Genomic DNA, 19,712 nt, shown 5'->3' with positions numbered 1-19,712 from the left:
AGGTTCGTAATTATCGACGCCACAAGGACAGGAAAAAAATATATGGATTTCACCGTAAGCGTCTTGCTGGGGACGTTTCTGTTGTCGATCGCAGCGCTGTTCATTTTTATCTGGTCGATGTCGAAAGGATTGTTCGGTGATGGCGTCGCTGCCGCCACCGAAATCTTCGGCAAGAACGAACTAGGCACGGTCGAAGATCCTGCTGCAACGGCACTGCAGAAGGGCGACTTGCAACGCGCCATGGGTGCCGTCGACGAGCACATGAGTGACGAGGAAGAGGAAATCCGTGCCCGCGCTGACCGCTCGACCTCTCTGGTAGTAGGCGTCTGCCTGACGCTGGCCGTGATGTGGCTGGTGCTGGCATCGCTGGCCGGGCTGATTTCGTCGATCAAATTGCATTCGCCCGACTGGCTGGTGCAATACGCCTGGCTGACGTTTGGCCGCATCCGGCCTATCCACCTGAATTTGATTGCCTACGGCTGGTGTTCGCTGGCCGGTATCGGTGTCGCGATCTGGCTGATTCCGCGCCTGCTCAAGACCGAACTGGTCGGTGCGAAATACGCGCTGGTCGGCGGCGCACTGTGGACCGTCGGCGTGTTCGCCGGCGTGGTGGCCATCGCGATGGGCTATTCGGATGGCCTCGAATGGCTGGAATTTCCGTGGCAGATCGATATCCTGCTGGTGGCCGGTGGCGCGCTGGTCGGTTGTCCGCTGTGGCTGACACTGCTGCAGCGCAAAGTCGATCATCTGTATGTCTCGGTGTGGTACATCGGTGCCGGCTTGCTATGGTTTCCTATCCTGTTCCTGGTGGCGAACTGGCCGGGCCTGCACTTTGGCGTGCAACAGGCCACGATGAACTGGTGGTTCGGCCATAACGTGCTGGGCCTGTGGTTCACACCGCTCGGGCTGGCGGCATCGTATTACTTCATTCCGAAAGTGCTGGGCAAGCCTATCCATTCGTACAATCTGTCGCTGCTGGGTTTCTGGTCGCTGGCGTTTTTTTATAGCCAGGTTGGTGGTCATCACCTGATCGGCGGGCCGATTCCGTCCTGGCTGGTGACGATCTCGATTGTGCAAAGCATGATGATGGCGATTCCGGTGTTTGCGGTGGCGGTCAACCAGCACATGACGGTGCTGGGCAATTTCCGGGCACTGGCGTACTCGCCGACACTGCGCTTCATTGTGCTGGGCGCAATGATGTACACCGCGGCCTCGATTCAGGGTTCGATGGAGGCACTGCGCGCCGTCAACACGATTACCCATTTCACGCATTACACGGTGGCCCATGCCCACCTCGGGCTATACGGCTTTTTCTCGATGGTGATGTTCGGATCGATCTACTTCATCATGCCGCGCGTGATGAACTGGGAGTGGCCGTATCCGAAACTGATCTCGCTGCATTTCTGGCTGGTGCTGATCGGCTTTGCGATTTACTTTATCTGGCTGTCGATAGGCGGCTGGCTGCAGGGACTGGCGATGCTCGACAAGGACACCACTTTCATGCAATCGGTGGCGATCACGCTGCCTTACCTCGAGGCGCGCTCGATAGGCGGTGGCCTGATGACGCTCGGCCATCTGGTGTTTGCCGCGCACTTCTTTGCGATGGGCTGGAAATTCGGGCCGAAGCGGCTTGGTGCAGCCTTGCTGAGTAATCGATTGTTGTCACGCCTGACCGGCAAAGGAGCCACCGCATGAGCGCCGGTAAAAGTTTCTGGGAAATGGACGAACTGCGCCTGATCGTCGGTGCCATGGTGATCCTCGGCGGTGCCACCGGCATCCTCGTCGTGCTGCCGTATCTGCTGCTTGAAGACGTGCGACCGCCGGCCGGCTTGAAACCTTACACCGACCAGCAATGGCTGGGCCGCCAGACCTATATTGCCAATGGCTGCGTGTATTGTCATTCGCAGCAACCGCGCGACATCAAGCAGGCACCGGATGCCACGCGCGGCTGGGGCCGGGCCTCGGTCGCCGCCGATTACGCGTACGACACGCCGCATCTGCTGGGCACCATGCGCACCGGTCCGGACCTGCTCAATATCGGCGCGCGCCAGCCCAGCATGGACTGGCATCTTGGCCATCTGTATCAACCGCGCGCCTACACGCGGGGGTCGATCATGCCCTCGTATCCGTACCTGTTTGAAGTGCGCCAGGGTGTCGCCAAGCCCGGTGAAACGGTCCTCAATTTGCCGCCCGACCTGACTAAAAAAGGCCAGGTTGTCATCGCAAAACCGGAAGCGGTGGCGCTGGTGAATTACCTGCAATCGCTGGACCGGACCTATCCGGCTCTGCCACCACTGCCCGTGCCTGTGCCTGCCGCGAAGGAAACACCATGAGCAAACCAACTCCTCCGGATGACAGCTTGCAACGTCAGCGCGAAAATGCCGATCCCGACGAAAGCGTGCGGCCATTGCCGTGGTTTCTGGTGATGTTCCTCGGCGCGATGGCGATGTGGGGCGGTTTCTATATCTACATCACGCCTTCCGGCGAAGATTCGGCCTATGGCGACCAACGCACCATGGAAACCTTGCGGCCACCGGTGCCGGTTGCCGGTGGCGGCACCGCGCTGGTCGACGGCAAGCTGATCTACGGCGGTAAATGCGCAGCCTGCCATCAGGCTACCGGTATGGGCGTGGCTGGCGTGTTCCCGCCATTGGCGGCGTCCGAATGGGTCACCGGCGATGAAAAAATCCTGACCCACATTCTGCTGCACGGCATCGAAGGCGAGATTGAAGTCAAGGGCGTGGTCTACAAGGGCGTGATGCCGGCGTGGCAAATGATGAGCGATGCCGAACTGGCCGGCGTGATGACCTACATCCGCGGCGAGTGGGGTAACAAGGCTGCACCGATCACGGCCGATACGGTCAAGGCCGAACGCGAAGCGACCAAGGCGCGTACAACGCCGTACCAGGGCGGTGCCGAACTCAAGCCGGCGTCCTGAGACGCCCACCGCAGGTTTGCTGCAGACGTTTGCCGCCAGCCTGTGCGCGCTACTGCTCGGACTGGCCGCGATCCTGCTGGCCACCGATGGCGGCCATGCCTTCACCACCGAAGCGTTGCGGCGCGGGCAGGTTGCGCGCGCCCCGCAACCACTTCCTGACTTCAGCCTGCGCGATCGTACCGACCAGCCGGTCATGCTGGGCCAGTTGCTGGCCGGCGATGGCCGGGTACAGATCGTCGACTTCGTCTATACCCGTTGCCAGACGGTTTGCAGCGCGCTTGGCTCGGTCTACCAGCGCCTGCAGCAGCAGTTGCTGGCCCGCGGTCTGCAGGACAAGGTCGGCTTGCTGACCATTAGCTTCGATCCGGTCAATGATGATGCCGCCGCGCTGCAGGCGTATGCCGCGCGTCTGCGCATGGATCCGGCGGCGTGGCAGGTCGTCACGCTGGCCAACGTGGCTGACCGCCGCCGCCTGCTCGATGCCTTCGGCATCATGATCGTGCCGGCACCACTCGGCGAATTCGAACACAACGCGGCGCTGCACATCATCGATCCGGCCGGCCGGCTGGTGCGCATCGTCGATTACGCCGCGATTGACCAGGTTCTCGATATCGCCCTGGCCACGCCGCGATGAGGCGCGTGCTGCCGGCACTCGTTGCCACGGCCGTGGCTGTCGGCTTGTCCGCGCCACCGTGGCGCTATCTGATCGAGCAGAGCATGGTCTGGCACATGGCGATTCAGATGCCGCTGCTGGTGCTGGCCGGCTGGTGGGTGATGCGCGCCGTCTCGCGCGGCCGCACGCTGCCGTGGCTGGCACCGTGGAATCGCTATGGCCTGACCGGATTCGTCACGGCGCTGGTGATCCTCGCTTACTGGATGCTGCCGCTGGCGATTGACCGGGCCGTCGTTTTGCCGCAAGCCGACTTGCTCAAACTGCTCACGCTATTCATTGCCGGCCTGCTGCTGCAGCATTCGTTTGCCTGCTCGCCATTGGCGCTGCAACTGTTTTTTGTGGGTTATCTGGTATCGATGATGACGTGGCTGGGCAGCTATTTCATTACCACCGATCTGCGCTTGTGCAATGCGTATTCGCTGGAGACGCAGGTGCAAACCGGATGGGGCATTGCGGCGATCGGGGTCGGGCTGGGGGCGTTGTGGGTGGGGTTTGCGTTGGGTCGGGGGCGGTGCGTCGATCCGCTTGCCGGTTGAATCGACAAGCCTGATGCTCTGATGTTTGGCCCATGGCACCATAGCGATTGTCGATGGGGAAGAGCGCCGGCAGGGTAGCGGCGAGGTTTGCGACGTAGAACGGTGACCGGCACGGCAATGCAGGCTAGGCAGGGTAGGCCGGATGTGATCTGATCCTGATCCGAAAAAATACAGGCACCCACAAAAAGGAAAAACAGATGACGACAACAACGGGCTGGTTTTATTGGGCAATTCTGTCTGCCGTTTTTGCGGCACTGACCGCCATCTTTGCCAAGATAGGAATTCAGGGTGTCGATTCCGACCTCGCCACCTTGATCCGGACGGCCATCATTATTGTGGTCCTGTCGGTATTCGTCGCCGCCACGGGCAAGTGGTCCGATCCGTTCGCGCTATCACCAAAAACGTGGTTGTTTCTGACCTTGTCAGGGCTGGCGACGGGTGCTTCGTGGGTCTGTTATTTCAGGGCGCTGAAGCTCGGCGAAGCCTCGAAGGTCGCCCCGGTGGATAAGCTCAGTCTGGTCCTGGTCGCGGTATTTGCCTTCGCGTTTCTGGGCGAACGGCCATCGCTGCGGGAGTGGTCAGGTATCGCCATGGTGGCTGGTGGTGTGCTTTTGCTGGCGTTTAAGCGCTGAAGGGTTAGTTCGGGTTGTCGCCTGACTTGTTTCACGGCTGCGATCCTCAGCAACGCACACGACCCGCAAACCGTTCGTCCTGAGCCTGTCGAAGGCGCACCGTCCGAAGCGCCTTCGACAAGCTTCCTTCGACAGGCTCTCTTCGACAGGCTCAGGGCGCACGGTATCTGATGCGATAACCAATCAAAACCCCCACAACTTCTCCGCCGGCATCTGCAACCAGTAATTCCCCGCCTCCAGCCGATGCTTTGAGTAAGCCCGCAGGTGTCCATCCGTCCCCCCCGCCCGCTGGAACAAACACTCCCAGCGATCCCCCAGATACATGCACGTCGCCAGCGGCAGCGCAATCGCATTATCGACCGGCGTGGCGCTGATGCGGACTTCCTCGACGCGGATCATCACGGTGGCGTCGCCGCCGGCATTGTCACCGCGCGCCGTGCCATCAAGTTGCACGCCATCGATCTCGAGTCGCAGCGCTTGCCCGTCGCGCTGCACGACCTTGCCCTGCATGCGGTTGTTACTGCCCATGAATTCGGCGGTGAACAGGCTGTCCGGTGTTTCGTACATGCTTTGCGGCGAGCCTTGCTGTTCGATCCTGCCGTTGTTGAGCAGCAGGATACGGTCCGAAATCGCCATCGCTTCGCCCTGGTCATGCGTGACCATCAGCGCCGACAAACCGAGTCGCACGATCAGTTCGCGCAAAAAGGCGCGGGCTTCCTCGCGCAGCTTGGCGTCGAGGTTCGACAGCGGTTCGTCGAGCAGAATCACAGGCGGGTTGTAGACCAGCGCGCGGGCGATGGCGACGCGCTGTTGCTGGCCGCCGGAAAGCTGGTGCGGAAAGCGTTCGCCGAGATGCCCGAGCCCGAGTTGCGTCAGCACTTCCTTGACCTTGGCGGCGATGTCGCTGCTGTTCATTTTTCGCAGCTTCAAGCCATAGGCGACATTGTCGAACACGGTCTTGTGCGGCCACAGCGCGTAGGACTGGAACACCAGTCCGAGGTTGCGCTGTTCGGCCGGCATCTCGACGCCGCTGGCACCATCGAAGACGCTGCGCTCGCCGATGTGGATGGTGCCGGCCTTCGGGCTTTCGAGTCCGGCGACGGCGCGCAGCAGGGTGGTCTTGCCGCTGCCGGACGGGCCGAGCAGGGCGACGACTTCGCCTTTTTCGAGGTGCATCGACACGCCCTTGAGAATCGGGTTTGCGCTGGAGCCAGTGCCATAGTCGAGGTAAAGATCGTTGACGGAAAGTTCGTTCATGGTCGGGTCTCTGTAATTTTGTGATTAGTGATTGAGCTTCACGCCAAAGCGCAGCGCAATGCCAAGGCCGATGGCGACCAAGGTAATGTTGATGAACGACAGCGCAGCGACCAGGTCGGTCGCGCCGCCAGCCCACAGCGACACCAGCATCGCGCCTATCACTTCGGTGCCGGGCGAAAGCAAATACACGCCGGTCGAATATTCGCGTTCGAAGATCAGGAACACCATCAGCCACGCGCCCAGCAAACCGTACTTGACCAGTGGCAGCGTGACGTCACGGGTGACTTGGCCGCGCCGGGCACCGACGGCGCGGGCGGCTTCTTCGAGTTCCGGACCAACCTGCAACAGGGCCGTCGAAATCAGCCGCATGCCATAGGCCAGCCAGACCACCGAGTACGCCAGCCACAATGCAAAAATGGTCGAGCGCACTTCGCGCAGGACCGGAATCAGATGCGCGCTGAGCCAGACCGCGACGCTGTTATCGGTCATTTTCAGCAAGCCATCGAGCCAGGCCGGCACGAACAGGAACACCCACAGGAAGGACAGGCCGGCCAGCAAACCCGGAATCGCGCGCGGCACCAGCACGCTGTAATCGAGCAGGCGCGTGATGCCATCGGGCTTGCGATGCATGGCCAGCGCGATACCGCAATAACAGACCACGGCCAGCGCGCCACCGATGACGCCGATCAGGATGGTATTGAGGATGCCGCGCATCAGCGATGGCTGGTCGAGGATGTCGCGGAAGTGCTGCAGCGTCAGCACGTCAACCAGATTGACGCCTTCACCCCAGTACTGCACGAAGGCGCGCAGCACGATGCCGGAGATCGGGAACACGATCGTGAACAGCAGCCAACCGGCCAGCAGCGCAAACGCCACCCATTTCCAGCGACCCAGCGGCATGGCCTTGCTGCGCGCGCCCTTGCCCTTGATCGAGACATACTTGTTGGCCGACTTGAGCAACCAGCGCTGCAGCATCACCAGCGGCATCGTCACCATCACCAGGCACACCGCAACGGCGGCCATCAAATGATACGAAGGCGTGCCGAGCTTGTTGGTCAGCTTGTACAGATAGGTTGCCAGTACCAGATGGCCTTCGGGATCACCCAGCACCAGCACCAGTCCGAACACTTCGAAGCCCAGAAAAAACACCAGCACGCCGGCATAGGCCAGCGCCGGCATGATCATCGGCAGCGAGACATTGAGCATCACCTGCAAGGGCGAGGCCCCGGCCACGCGGGCGGCTTCCTCGACATCCGAGCCCAGGCTCTTGAGCGCCGACGACGCGTACAGGTACACATGCGGCACGTGCGTCAGGCCGGCGATGATGACGATGCTGGTGAACGAATAGATATTCCACGGAATGAAGCCAATCAATTGCTTGACCCAGACCGAGTAAAACCCGACCGGCCCCATCGACACCACGTAGCCGAATCCCATCACCATCGGCGACACAAAAATCGGCACCAGCAGCAGCGGCGCGATCCAGCCGCGTCCGGGCAAATCGGTGCGCACCATCACGAAAGCCAATGCGCCGCCGAGCGGCACGGCAATCACCGCCAGACCGCCGGCGAGGATCATCGCATTCCAGAATGCCTGCGAAAAATCGGGATCGTCAAAAATGAACCGGTAGGCACCGAAGCCCAGTTGCTTCGTCGGCATAAAGAACGGCGCATTCAAAAAACTCTGATAAAAAATCAGCAGCAGCGGCACGAAAATGGCGACGCAAGTGAGCGTGACCACAACGCCGCGCGGCCAGTTCAGGCGTCGCAGGGAGGCAAGAGACATAAACAAATTCCGGTGAATGGAGGGCGGGCCGGGTGCCGTCTACGCAGCATCCCGACCGGAGGGTGTTACTTCTTGCCGGCAGTGTCTTTCCAGTTTTTGAGGAAGGCCATGCGCTTGGTCGGCTCGAGGTATTGCAGGATCACCGGATGCACCGGGATCGGCTTGACGTTGGCCGCACCGATCTGCTTGATCAGGTCCGCCGACGTGGTCTCGCCGGTGACATCGGCGCGAATCGCAAACAGCTTGGCGCCATTGGCCACGACAGTCTGGCCGCGCTGCGACAGCAGGTAATCGATCCAGAGTTTGGCCGCATTGACGTTCTTTGCGGTCTTGTTGATGAACTGCACGCGCGACAGGATCAGGGTGTAATCCCTCGGCAGTACGACGCCGATCGACGGATCGGTTTTTGCGCGGACCAGTGCGTACGAACCCAACATGTTGTAACCCAGCAGATTCTCACCGGACGAAATCCGTTCCAGCATCGTGCCGGTCGATGATTGCACCCGCACCTTGGCCACGCCGAAGCCGGCTTCGAGGGCCGCGAACTGCGGGTTTTCTTTGGCGTCTTGCGTCATGAACATGAAGCCCAGACCGGATTTCTCGATGTCGTAGGTCGTGACCTTGTCCTTGAATTTGGGTTGCGTGATCAGCCTGGCGAAGTCGGCATGGGTCTGCGGCACTTCCTTCGCATCGACCAGGCGCTTGTTGTAGACGATCGCCGCCGGCTCGAACGTGGTGCCGTAAGCCGTATCGTCCCAGACCGCCCAGGCCGGTATCTTGCTGACTTCAACCGAGCGGTATTTCAGCGCGTAGCCTTCGGAGGCCAGTTTCATTTGCAGGTCCATCGCCGACGACCACATCACATCGGCCGTGGTGCCACCGGCGGCGACTTCGGAAATGAAGCGGTTGTAGACCTCCGTCGAATTCATGTCGTTGTATTCGACCGAAATGCCCGGATACAGCGCATTGAAATCCTTCACGAGGAAGGTCGCGGCCTTGCTGTCGGTGGCCGAATAGATCACGACCTTGCCTTCTTTTTTGGCACCATCGATGATTTTCTGATAGTCGGCCGGATAGCCGGCGGGCACTTGCGCAAATGCTGCGCCGGCGCACAGGGTGGACAGGATGGCAGCGAGGGTCTTCTTGGCAAACATGGTGGTCTCCATTGTTGTGGTTTTTTTAAAATTCGCGCAGCAGGCCGAGTTCGGCGGCGCGCTGGCGGTAAGCGGTGACGGCCTTGGCCACATACCCGGTCAAGGCCGCACCCGTCAGTGAAAACGGATACAGCCCGTAATGCGCACGGGTGGCGGCAAACGCCGGTGCCGCCATCATCCGGTCAAACGTGGCGACCCATTTCAGGTAATCGGCATCGCTCACTTGCGGTCCCATCCAGACGCCGCGGATTACGGGCCAGATCAGGTCGACGCCTTGTTCGCGGGCGGTCGGCACAGCCGCCAGCGCACCCGGCAAGCGCTGCTCGGCCAGCACCGCCAGCACGCGGGTATTGCCGGCGCGGGCATACAAGGTCGCTTCGGAGGCATCGCCCGAGACCACTTGCACGTGGCCGGCCTGCATCGCAATAAACGATTCGCCGCCGCCTTCGAGCGCGACAAAGCGCAGCACTTTCGGATTGATGCCGGCCTGCTTTGCCAGCAGCGCCATCTTGAGCCAGTCCTGGCTGCCGATGGTGCCGGAGGCACCGATTAGGACTTTGTCGGGGTGGTTTTTGAGCGCCGTAACGAGGTCGGCCAGCGTCTGGTACGGCGAGTCGGCGCGCACCGCGATCATGCCGTAATCGAGGCCGAGTGCCGCGACCCAGCGCACGTCGCGGGTCTGTGCATCACCGAATTTTCCTTCGGCCAGATTGAGTAGCGAGCCCCCTGAAAACACCACCAGCGTGTCCGGCTCGGCACGCCGTTGCGATACCAGCGTATGCCAGGCCACCGCACCGATGCCACCCGGCAGATAGCTGATTTGCAGGTCGACAGGTAGTTCCTGCAAGCCCTTGCGCGCCAGCTTGCAGGTCAGGTCCATGGCACCGCCGGGCTTGGACGGAACGATGCATTCGGCGGCGGTGGCCCGCACCGGCAACATGAGAATCAGCAGTGCAGCCAACAGCGCGCGCATGACGACGCGAGCGCTTGAAGATGCTTGTTGATGTGTTGTCATGCCGCCTCCGTTGTGATGGTTGCCGGAGAAATCTATGATCCCCGTGCTGAATCAACGGTCACTATAAAACCGCAATCTTTCAATTGGCTTTCAAGCGCGCCGGATTACACTGCGGTCTTTTAACGGGCAGGCAGATGCGATGCGGATTTTATTGGTCGAAGATCATCTGGAACTGTCGCGCTGGTTGTCCAGAGCCTTGCAGGATGTGCACATGACGGTCGAGTGCGCCAGCAATGGTGCCGATGCCGATGCGCTGCTGCACACGCAGGACTACGCGCTGGTGCTGCTCGACCTGACGCTGCCGAAGATGGATGGGCTGGATGTGCTGCGACGTTTGCGCGCACGCGGCGGTGCGCGCGGCAAGACGCCGGTGATGATCCTGACCGCGCGCGGCGGTCTCGACGATAGGGTGCAGGGGCTCAATCTGGGAGCCGACGACTACCTCGCCAAGCCGTTCGAACTGGCCGAACTCGAAGCACGCGTGAAAGCGCTGCTGCGCCGCAGTCAGGGCAATGAGGCGCTGGTGCTGCGTTGTGGTGCCTTGCACTTCGACACCGTCACGCGGATGTTCACGTATGGCGGCACGGCACTGGCGCTGACCCCGCGTGAACATGCCGCGCTCGAGGCGCTGATCGGTCGTGCCGGTCGCGCGATCTCGAAAGACACGCTGTTCGGCGCGGTCTTCGCGCTCGACGACGACGTCAATCCGGATGCGCTGGATCTGGTCATCCACCGGGTCCGCAAAAAGCTCGATAGCGCTGCCGCCGATGCCGCCGCCATCACCACCTTGCGCGGTATCGGCTACTTGCTGCAGGCACGCGATGCCGCGCACTGACGCTACGGTGCCGCTGGGCAGTTTGCGTCATCAGCTGCTGCGCTGGCTGCTCATTCCGCTGGCCATCCTGATGGTGATCGATGCGCTTTCGGTCTACCGCAATGCGCTCGATGCGGCCGACATGGCCTATGACCGCTCGCTGCTGGCGTCGACGCGGGCGCTGGCCGAACGCGTCGCCATCGTTGATGGCAAGGTCGTCGCCGACGTGCCGTATGTGGCGCTGGATAGTTTCGAGACCGATACGCTGGGCCGGATGTATTACAAAGTCACCGGCCTGCACGGCGAATCGGTGTCCGGTTATGCCGACCTGCCGCCAGTGCCCGCTGATGTCCCGCGCTCTGAAAATTATCCGGCGCTGGTGCGGTTTTATCACGCCACCTATCACGGCGAACCGGTGCGTATCGCCGCACTGCTGCAACCGGTGTATGACGATTCGATGCGCGGCATCACGCTCATCCAGGTTGGCGAAACGCTGGAAGCGCGACGTGGTCTGTCGAACCAGATCCTGTTCGATACCTTGCTGTGGCAGGCCGGCATGGTGCTGGCCGTGGCGACGCTGGTCTGGTTCGCCGTGCGACTGGTGCTGCGTCCGCTGATGCGCCTGAAAACCGAGCTTGAGACGCGCGCCGTGTCGGATCTGTCGGACGTCGACCCGGCGCTGGTGCACCGCGAAATGCAGCCGCTGGTCATTGCGATGAATGGTGCAACGGCGCGCCTGCAGCAACTGATCGCCAGCCAGCGCCGCTTCATTGCCGATGCCTCGCACCAGCTGCGCACCCCGCTGACGCTACTCAAAACCCAGGCCGCACTGGCACTGCGCGAGATCGACCGCCAACCGGCCGACATCAGCGCGTTGCGCGCCATCGTGCACGGCGTTGCCGGCACCACCGACGCCACCGTGCAACTGGCCAACCGGCTGCTGACGCTGGCGCGCATCGACCATGGCAACGGCGACTGGGCCTTCGAAGCGGTCTCGCTGCGCGCCATTGCCGGTCAGGTCGGGCTCGAGATGGCGCTGCCGGCAGTGCGCAAACAACTCGACCTGTCGCTCGATGAAGGGCCGGACGTGATCGTGCACGGGCAACCGTTATTGCTGCATGAGTTGATCGCCAATCTGGTCGGCAATGCGCTCGACTACACACCGGCAGGGGGCAGTATCGCGGTACGGATCAGCGCCGCAGCGGATGGTCGCGGCGCGCTGCTCGAAGTCGAAGACACCGGCTGCGGTATTGCCGCCGACGAGCGCGACAAGGTGTTTGCGCCGTTTTATCGCAGTACGTCGGCGCTGGATTGTCATCCGGGCGGGACAGGGCTGGGGCTGGCGATTGTTCACGATATTGCACTGTTGCACGGTGCCCGGGTCACGCTGGCCGCTGCCCGCGCGGACAGCGGATTATTGGTCCGGGTGAGCTTTCCGCTACCGGCGTAATGGCTGAGCCCGCAGCTCAGCGCGCCGGCTTCCGGCGGCGACGTCCCATCACGCCCATCACGCCCATCAGACCCAGACCGGCCAGCAGCATCCCGTAAGTCGATGGCTCCGGTACTGCCGAGACATCGGTGTAGACCCCGTCAAACCGGTAGGCCGTGCCCACGCCATTGATGCGGGTGCCGCCGAGCAGCGCCTGGAAACTGGCGTTGGTCGAATAGTCGCCGAGGAAGCGAAACGCGTAGCCGGAATTGGCGGCGACGTATTCAGTGAAAGTCAGTGTCTTGCCGGCGACGATGCTGCCAAGTCCATTGAAGGTCAGCGACGACCCGCCGAGAGCAATTGCCGAGTTCCCGCCCAGCGACAGGCTGGCAAAGGTTTGACCGTTCGCGCCGCCCGCATTGACCAGTTGCAGCATGCCGCCGTCGAGCGCCAGCGCACTGCCGGATGCAAGGCGGTTGGCACCATCGAGCGTCAGCGTGCCGCCGCTCAGTTGCGTGGTGCCGGTGTAGGTATTGACGCCCGACAGCGTGACCTTGCCACTGGCGATGTCGACATTGGCAAAGTTGGAGATCGTGCCGTCATACGCGAAACGGTTACCGGTACCCGGATCGATCTGCATGGTGTTGCCGATGCTGCCAGCGCCACCATTGATACTGCCGATGACCGACGCGCTACCGCCGCTGATGACGACCGAATTGCCGGCGCTGCCGAGTTCGATCGCCTTGCCGCTGCTGGCACCATTGATGATGCCGGCATTGATGAGGTCGGTGCGGTCGGCACCGGTGACGATCGCGGCATTCGCCGTGCCACCGCCGAGGATGGTCGCGCCGGCATTGTTGGTGATGCTCACGCGCTTGCCGCTGGCCAGACCGGTGGCGATGATGGCTGAATCGGTTTGGCCACGGATCACGCCGCCCGCCTGATTGAGGATGACGGCATTGCCGTAGATGCCTTCGCGCTGTCCGGCCAGCACACCGCTGGTAATGTCATTGCCCGACAGCGTGATGCCGCGACCCACCGCATTGGTATTGCCGGCACCGACCAGACCTTCGATCAGTCCGGAATTGGTGATCGTGCCGCCACCGACGGTGATGCCTTCGCTGAAGGCCGGACCGCTGCCTGCCGCGCTGAACGCATTGACTGAACGGATGATGCCGCTGTTGGTGATGTTGGCGAGGCCGTCAACATCGACACCGTCGCCATCGCCGGTGACCCCGTTGCCGGCAATCGTGCCCCGGTTGGTGATGGTGACCAGTTGCCGCGCATTGAAGCCGTCAAGGTTGATGCCCGATCCATTGTTGCCCCGGATGATGCCGCCGGCGTCGTTGATCACGCCCATCGTGAACGACACCGTGCTGTCTTTTGCGCCACCGGTGATGCCATGACGGCCGCCGTCGACCAGGCCGGTGGCTGCATTGGTGATGAGGATGCCCGTGTTGTCCTGACCGTCGATCCCGTCGCTGCTATTGCCGAGAAGGGTAGACGAGCGGATCGTGCCGGCATTGAACACGATCCCGTTGCTGCCTGCCCGCACGGCATCGGCCTCGCGTGCCTGCATCAGCCCGCCGGCGAAATTGTTGATGGTGCTGGCACCGGTGACGAGGGCGGCAAAATCGACCGCTTGTGCGCCGCCTGCGGAGGCGTTGTTCGAGATCAGCGAGCCGTAGTTGTTGAGGATGACCGTGGCACCCGGCTTGGCCAGCTGGATCACATCGGCATCGGCAGACTGCATCACTGCAGCGGCATTGCTGGACGAGCCGTTGTTGATGGTCAGGCCGGTCACACCGGTGTTGTCACGCACCACGCGTCCGGTTCCGGTTTGCGACATCGTGCCGGCATTGTTGATGGTGGCGTTATTGCCATTGACGGTGACGGCGACTGCAGTGCCGTTGACGGTCAGTGATTTGCCCGTGGCAAGTGCGCCGCTGTCGCCGTTGCCCAGTGTTTGCGCAGTCGTGCTGTTTGCGATCAGATTAAAACCGGCTGCCGATGCGGTGCCGATGCTCATTGGCAGGATGGCGGCGACCAGCAGGACACCCAGGGTGCGGTGTGCGGCGAGAGGGAACAGCTCTGGCGGGTTCATGCGGATCGGCATTTAGGTATCCTGAAAGTCATATTAAAAAATCAATATAAACTTTCGTTATGACAACGACATGACAACGACAGGACAACACCTTGCCCCTGCCCGCGCGACCTCCGGCACCACCACTAACCATTACTTCCCATGCGACAAAGATCGCTACTTTGTCGTAATACGTTATATACCAACGAGTAGAGGTAAGATGCGCTGCAGCATGATTGCGCGCAATCCGATTGCACGCAATTTATCTGCGGCGCGACACGTCACGGTAACAAGGAAAACATTGAGCCATCCCTTCGCCTACGAGATCACCGACAGCTTGCACGTGAGTGCGAACTCGCGGGTTTATCGGGCGCTGCAGGGGCCGCAGGCGGTCATTGTCAAGGTCCTCAACAGGACCGCGGTTTCGTTCCAGGAAGTTGCCCGTTACAAGCGCGAATACGCGATTGCGGCGCGCTGCCTGCACCCCGGCATTGCGCGCCCGCTGGCGCTGCAATTCGATGCGGGTTACTGGACCATGCTGCTGCAGGATAGCGGCGGCGATTCGCTCGACAAACGCACGCAGGACGGCGATCCGCTCACGCTCGATGATTTTTTTGAGATCGCCTTGCAGCTCTGTGCGGCTCTTCAGGTCGTGCATGGCAACGGTATCGTGCACAAGGATATCAATCCCTCCAATCTGATCTGGAACCCGCAATGCGGCTTGTTGCAGCTGATCGATTTTGGCATCGCCAGCGAGCTGGGACAGGAACTGGCGCGGGTCGATCATCCGGCCTCGCTCGAAGGCACCTTGCGCTACATGGCACCGGAACAGACCGGCCGGATGAACCGCCTGGTTGACTACCGCGCTGACTATTACGCGCTGGGCGCGACCTTTTACGAACTGCTGAGCGGGCAGCCGGCGTTCGCGGCCACCGATGCGATGGAACTGGTACACAGCCACATCGCGCTCGAACCCGACTGGTCGTTGCCGGCGCTGGCCGCACTGCCCGGACCCTTGCTGACGATTGTCCAGCGTCTGCTGCAAAAAAATGCCGATCAGCGTTATCAGGGATTGCCGGGACTGATCCGCGACCTGACGCAGTGCCGTAGCATCGCGCATTCAGCGCTGCCCGCCACGGCGTTCACACTGTCGGATCAGAGCGGTCATTTTTTGATACCGCAAACTTTAGTCGGACGTGAGCCGGAGACGGCGGCGCTGCTGAGCGCCTTTGCACGCGCCAGCGCCGGTCCGGCAGAACTGCTGCTGGTGGCGGGTTACTCGGGTGTCGGCAAGTCGGTACTGATCCACGAAGTGCATCAGCCCATCGTCGCGCAGGGCGGATTTTTCATTGCCGGTAAATGTGACCAGTTCCGGCGCGATGTGCCGTATGCGTCGCTGGTGCAGGCCTTCCAGGAGCTGGTGCGGCAACTGTTGTGCGAACCGGAACTGCAACTGCGCCAGTGGGCCAACGCCTTGCATGACGCACTCGGCACGCAGATCGGCGTGATCGTCGCGCTGATCCCCGAACTGGCGCTGATCGTCGGGCCGACCGACGCGGTGATTGCCTTGCCGCCGGTGGAATCGCAGCACCGGCTGAACCGGCTGTTCCGCTGTTTCGTCGGCGTGTTTTCAGCGGCAAACCGGCCGATGGTGATTTTTCTCGACGATCTGCAATGGGTCGATACGCCAACGCTGGCGATGCTGGAACTGCTGATGCGCACACCGCAGGAGCGCTATCTGTTGTGTGTGGGTGCCTACCGCGATCACGAAGTCGATGCTTTGCATCCGCTGACGGCGCTGCGCGAGCGCCTGGAAAAGGACGGCTTTCCAGTGGACGTGCTGACGCTGATGCCGCTCGACGGGATTCAGGTCGGACGGGTGGTGACCGACACCTTGCGGGTGATGCCGGATCACGGCGCGGCATTGATCACGCTGTGTTTTCAGAAAACCCGGGGCAATCCGTTTTTCCTGAACCAGTTCCTGCACGCGATCCATGACGCCGGCCACCTGCATTATCGCCACGAGACCAATAGCTGGGATTGGGATCAGGCCGCCATTGCCAATGCCGATTACACCGATAACGTGATCGATCTGATGCTGGAGCGGATCCGCCGCCTGCCGCTGCCGGCGCGGCATTTGCTGGAGTTGGCAGCCTGCATCGGCAACCAGTTCGACCTCGATACGCTGGCGGTGGTCAGCGCGCAGTCGGGCTGGCAGACGCAGCAGGATCTGTGGCCGGCCTTGCAGGCGGGTCTGGTGCACCCGCTGGGCCAGCAGTACAAGAGCGTCAACCGGGAGGAGGGCGACACGCAGGTGCGCTATCGATTCCTGCATGATCGGGTGCAGCAGGCCGCCTATGCCAGCGCCGATAGTGCCGCACGCGCGGCCAGTCATTTGCAGATCGGCCGGGAGCTGCTGCGCCACACGACCGACGCCGATCTCGACACGCGCCTGTTCGCCATCGTCGCCCAGCTCAATGCCGGACGCGACGGCATCCTCGATGCGTCCGAATCGTTGCACCTGGCCGGACTCAATTACCGCGCCGGCATCAAGGCGCGCGGTGCAGCGGCTTTCGAGGCCGCCTCCCGCCACATGGATATCGGCATCACGCTGCTGCCCGACCATGCCTGGCAACGCCATCCCGCATTAATGCTTGACCTGCAGCTCGGCGCCGCCGAAACCGCCTGCCTGTGCAACCAGTTCGCGCAGGCCGAAGCGATCTATCCGCTGGTGCGGGCCCACTGCACCGATGCATTACAGGCCATTCGTTGCATCACCCAGCAGGCCGGCCAGTACCAGCTGCAGGGACGCCTGTCCGAAGCAATCGACCTGCTGCGCGAAGGACTGGCTTTGCTCGGCCTGACATTCGGGGACGACAGTATCTTGCTCAAAGCCGGTATCGCCGACATTGTTGCCGATATCAAGAAGCACTTCGGCGACAGCGATGTGAACGCGCTGCTTGATGCCGGCGCGATGGACGATCCGCGCGCACGCGCCACGATGCAGCTGATGCAGCGCCTGTGGCAAGCCAGTTATTACGCCGGCCAGCAGGATCTGAGCATGACGATGGTGGTGTCGATGACGCGCCTGTCGCACCAGAAGGGCAATAGCGAGTTCACGCCGGTGGCGTATGTCGCGTTTGCTTTTTTTCTGGCCGATGCCTATCACGACGAGCGCAGTTATCGCTTCGGCGCGATGGCGATGGAACTGGCCAATCGCGGCACCAACATGCAGGCGCGCGTGCTGACCGGCCTGATGTTCGGCGCGATGATCAGTCATTGGACGCGGCCGCTGGCCCGTTCGATCGGGCTCTACGATGACGCCTTCCGCGATGCCCGCGACAGCGGCGACTTCGTCAATGTCGGCGTGGTGGCGGCGGTGCGGGCCACCGACCGGCTCATCCTCGGCCACTATTTGCCCGACCTGCTGCAAGCCAGCACAAGGGATCTGGCCATCATGCGCAGCAACGGCCAGCTTGACATGGTCGAGTGCACGATTGCCGGTGCGCTGCAGCCCGCGCGGTGCCTGATGGGCCTGACCCGCCGCGCCGACAGTTACGACGATGGCGATTTCAGCGAGGCTGGATTCCTCGAACGCTATGGCAGTTCGCGCTTGTACCAGGCTTATTTTTACCAGGGCAAAATCCGCAATGCCTACCTGTTCGATACGACGGACGCCGAAGAGCTGGCCGGACAGATGGGCCTGGTCGTGCAGATTTTGCGTGGCCAGGCCAAGGTGCCGGAAACTACTTTCTATGTCGCGTTGATCTGGCTGCGTGCGTTGCAGCGGCAGCCGCAGCGCGCCGATGCCGACGCCTTGCTGGTCCGGATCAGCGCGCATCATCTGCTACTGGCCGGCTGGGCACAGCTCAACCCGGCCAACCATGGTGCCAATGACTCGCTGGTGCAGGCCGAACTGGCGCGCTACCGGCATGACATGCCGCTGGCACTGCGCTGTTACCGGCAAGCGATCGACGCGGCGCATGCTAGCGGGTATCTTCATATCGAGGCGCTGGCCAACGAACTGTGCGCTCAGTTCTGGCTCGAGCAGGACCAGCCCCGTGTGGCCGTCACGTTCCTGCAGGATGCGGTGGCGCTGTACCGGCGCTGGGGTGCCGATGGCAAGGTGGCGCATTTGCTGGAGCAGCACGGCAATCTGATGCATGCCGGCGTGCCGGCCGCGATCCCGGCATCGAACCCGGTGACCGCCACGACCGGCATGATGGGCAATGCCGCGCTCGACCTGGCATCGATCATCAAGGCCTCGCAAGCGCTGGCTGACGAAGTCGGCTTGCGCAACGTGCTGCAGCACCTGATTGCCATCGTGCGCGAAAATTCCGGCGCGCAGGTCGCGCGTCTGCTGCTGTTCGATGCCGGCGCGTGGCGCGTCGAAGCCGAGATGGATGGCAGTCAGCTGACCGTCTTGCAGTCACGTAGCGTGGCGCTCGATGGCAGCGCGGATCCGCAATTTCCGCTGACGCTGCTGCGTTATGTGGTGCGTACCGGCGAGGCGCTGATCGACGACAACCTGACGCTGTCGCCGCGCTTTTCAAGCGATCCGTATGTGCAGCGCCAGCAACCACGCTCGGTGCTGTGCCTGCCGATCCGGCAGGGCGGACGGGTGGCGTGCGTGCTCTACCTCGAAAACAACCTGACCGAATCATCCTTTACCGCCGAGCGCGCCGAGTTCCTGCGCACGCTGGGCGGGCAGGCGATGATTTCGATTGCCCATGCCCGCATGGTCGACAGCCTGGAATTGCGCGTGGCCGAGCGCACCGCCCAGCTTGAAGATGCCAACGACAAACTGGCCACGCTGTCAGCCACCGATGGCCTCACGGGACTGGCCAACCGGCGTCATTTCGACGAGATCCTGGCCAGTGAATGGGGCCGCGCCAGCCGCACCGGCATGCCGCTGGCAGTGCTGATGATCGACGTCGATCACTTTAAAAAATTCAATGATTGCTACGGTCATCAGGCCGGTGACGCCTGCCTGCGCCGCATCGCTGCGGCGCTGCAGGCGGGCACGCGGCGCAGCACTGATCTGGCGGCGCGCTATGGCGGCGAGGAATTTTCTATCGTGCTGCCCAACACCGATGGCAGCACCGCATGGCAACTGGCAGATCTCGTCCGCCTTTCCATCGAACAGCTTGCGATGCCGCATGCGCGCGCCTCGTCAGGCTTGGTGACGATCAGTATCGGTGTGGCGATTTGCGAGGCCGGCAATCACGGCAGTATGGCCGGGCTGCTGCGCGCAGCAGACGATGCGCTGTATCTCGCCAAGGATGCAGGGCGGAACCGGGTGCATCTTGCTGCAGCTTGAGCCACCTTGCCCATTTTTCTGGTAATGCGTGCAACTACACTGTTCGGTAACACAGATCGGTATCGAGCGGGGTAAT

At 62.0% G+C, this 19,712-nt stretch carries 14 protein-coding genes; 9 read left to right on the top strand and 5 right to left on the bottom strand.

The features are described 5' to 3' along the window. The first annotated feature begins 42 nt into the window (after positions 1-42). The 6 genes from RHM62_RS11840 to RHM62_RS11815 all read left to right on the top strand — a co-directional run bounded on the left by RHM62_RS11840 (position 43) and on the right by RHM62_RS11815 (position 4,779). Entirely contained in the window at positions 43-1,695 is a 1,653-nt protein-coding gene (locus RHM62_RS11840; protein ID WP_322122297.1) for a cbb3-type cytochrome c oxidase subunit I, read from the top strand. Continuing rightward, positions 1,692-2,333: a cbb3-type cytochrome c oxidase subunit II gene (locus tag RHM62_RS11835; protein WP_322122296.1), complete on the top strand. Its 642-nt coding sequence runs from the start codon at positions 1,692-1,694 to the stop codon at positions 2,331-2,333. Before RHM62_RS11840 ends, RHM62_RS11835 begins: the two co-directional genes overlap by 4 nt. Further along, entirely contained in the window at positions 2,330-2,938 is a 609-nt protein-coding gene (locus RHM62_RS11830) for a cytochrome c (RefSeq protein WP_322122295.1), read from the top strand. Before RHM62_RS11835 ends, RHM62_RS11830 begins: the two co-directional genes overlap by 4 nt. Next, positions 2,913-3,572, top strand: a complete 660-nt coding sequence (locus RHM62_RS11825) for an SCO family protein (RefSeq protein ID WP_322122294.1) — start codon at positions 2,913-2,915, stop codon at positions 3,570-3,572. The genes RHM62_RS11830 and RHM62_RS11825 overlap by 26 nt, the downstream gene beginning before the upstream one ends. After that, on the top strand, positions 3,569-4,147 hold the full coding sequence (locus RHM62_RS11820) for a hypothetical protein (protein ID WP_322122293.1): 579 nt from the start codon (positions 3,569-3,571) through the stop codon (positions 4,145-4,147). Before RHM62_RS11825 ends, RHM62_RS11820 begins: the two co-directional genes overlap by 4 nt. A 197-nt stretch (positions 4,148-4,344) precedes the next feature. After that, positions 4,345-4,779: an EamA family transporter gene (locus tag RHM62_RS11815; RefSeq protein ID WP_009665860.1), complete on the top strand. Its 435-nt coding sequence runs from the start codon at positions 4,345-4,347 to the stop codon at positions 4,777-4,779. A gap of 183 nt (positions 4,780-4,962) precedes the next feature. On the opposite strand, the gene RHM62_RS11810 is transcribed toward RHM62_RS11815, so the two are convergent. The 4 genes from RHM62_RS11810 to RHM62_RS11795 all read right to left on the bottom strand — a co-directional run bounded on the left by RHM62_RS11810 (position 4,963) and on the right by RHM62_RS11795 (position 9,915). Continuing rightward, positions 4,963-6,036 carry an ABC transporter ATP-binding protein gene (locus tag RHM62_RS11810; RefSeq protein WP_322122292.1) on the bottom strand — a complete coding sequence of 358 codons (1,074 nt, stop codon included), beginning with the start codon at positions 6,034-6,036 and terminating at the stop codon, positions 4,963-4,965. A gap of 24 nt (positions 6,037-6,060) precedes the next feature. Beyond that, entirely contained in the window at positions 6,061-7,821 is a 1,761-nt protein-coding gene (locus tag RHM62_RS11805) for an iron ABC transporter permease (protein ID WP_322122291.1), read from the bottom strand. A 65-nt stretch (positions 7,822-7,886) separates the two neighbouring features. Continuing rightward, on the bottom strand, positions 7,887-8,975 hold the full coding sequence (locus tag RHM62_RS11800) for an ABC transporter substrate-binding protein (protein ID WP_322122290.1): 1,089 nt from the start codon (positions 8,973-8,975) through the stop codon (positions 7,887-7,889). A 25-nt stretch (positions 8,976-9,000) separates the two neighbouring features. After that, positions 9,001-9,915, bottom strand: coding sequence for a Bug family tripartite tricarboxylate transporter substrate binding protein (locus tag RHM62_RS11795; protein ID WP_322125399.1), 915 nt, complete (start codon positions 9,913-9,915; stop codon positions 9,001-9,003). A 214-nt stretch (positions 9,916-10,129) separates the two neighbouring features. Between RHM62_RS11795 and RHM62_RS11790 the strand changes: the two genes are divergently transcribed. Next, positions 10,130-10,825 (top strand): response regulator, encoded by a 696-nt coding sequence (locus RHM62_RS11790; protein ID WP_322122289.1) that lies wholly within the window; start codon positions 10,130-10,132, stop codon positions 10,823-10,825. Further along, on the top strand, positions 10,812-12,254 hold the full coding sequence (locus RHM62_RS11785) for a sensor histidine kinase (RefSeq protein ID WP_322122288.1): 1,443 nt from the start codon (positions 10,812-10,814) through the stop codon (positions 12,252-12,254). The genes RHM62_RS11790 and RHM62_RS11785 overlap by 14 nt, the downstream gene beginning before the upstream one ends. Positions 12,255-12,270: 16 nt before the next feature. On the opposite strand, the gene RHM62_RS11780 is transcribed toward RHM62_RS11785, so the two are convergent. Then, on the bottom strand, positions 12,271-14,349 hold the full coding sequence (locus tag RHM62_RS11780) for a beta strand repeat-containing protein (RefSeq protein WP_322122287.1): 2,079 nt from the start codon (positions 14,347-14,349) through the stop codon (positions 12,271-12,273). Positions 14,350-14,617: 268 nt separating this feature from the next. Between RHM62_RS11780 and RHM62_RS11775 the strand changes: the two genes are divergently transcribed. Then, on the top strand, positions 14,618-19,636 hold the full coding sequence (locus RHM62_RS11775; RefSeq protein ID WP_322122286.1) for a diguanylate cyclase: 5,019 nt from the start codon (positions 14,618-14,620) through the stop codon (positions 19,634-19,636). The last annotated feature ends 76 nt before the right edge of the window (positions 19,637-19,712 follow it).

The sequence above is a fragment of the Actimicrobium sp. CCC2.4 genome (genome assembly GCF_034347385.1).
Taxonomy (GTDB): Bacteria; Pseudomonadota; Gammaproteobacteria; order Burkholderiales; family Burkholderiaceae_D; genus Actimicrobium.
Note: the sequence above shows the minus strand (reverse complement) of the source record. Positions and strands in the feature narration are given on the sequence as shown.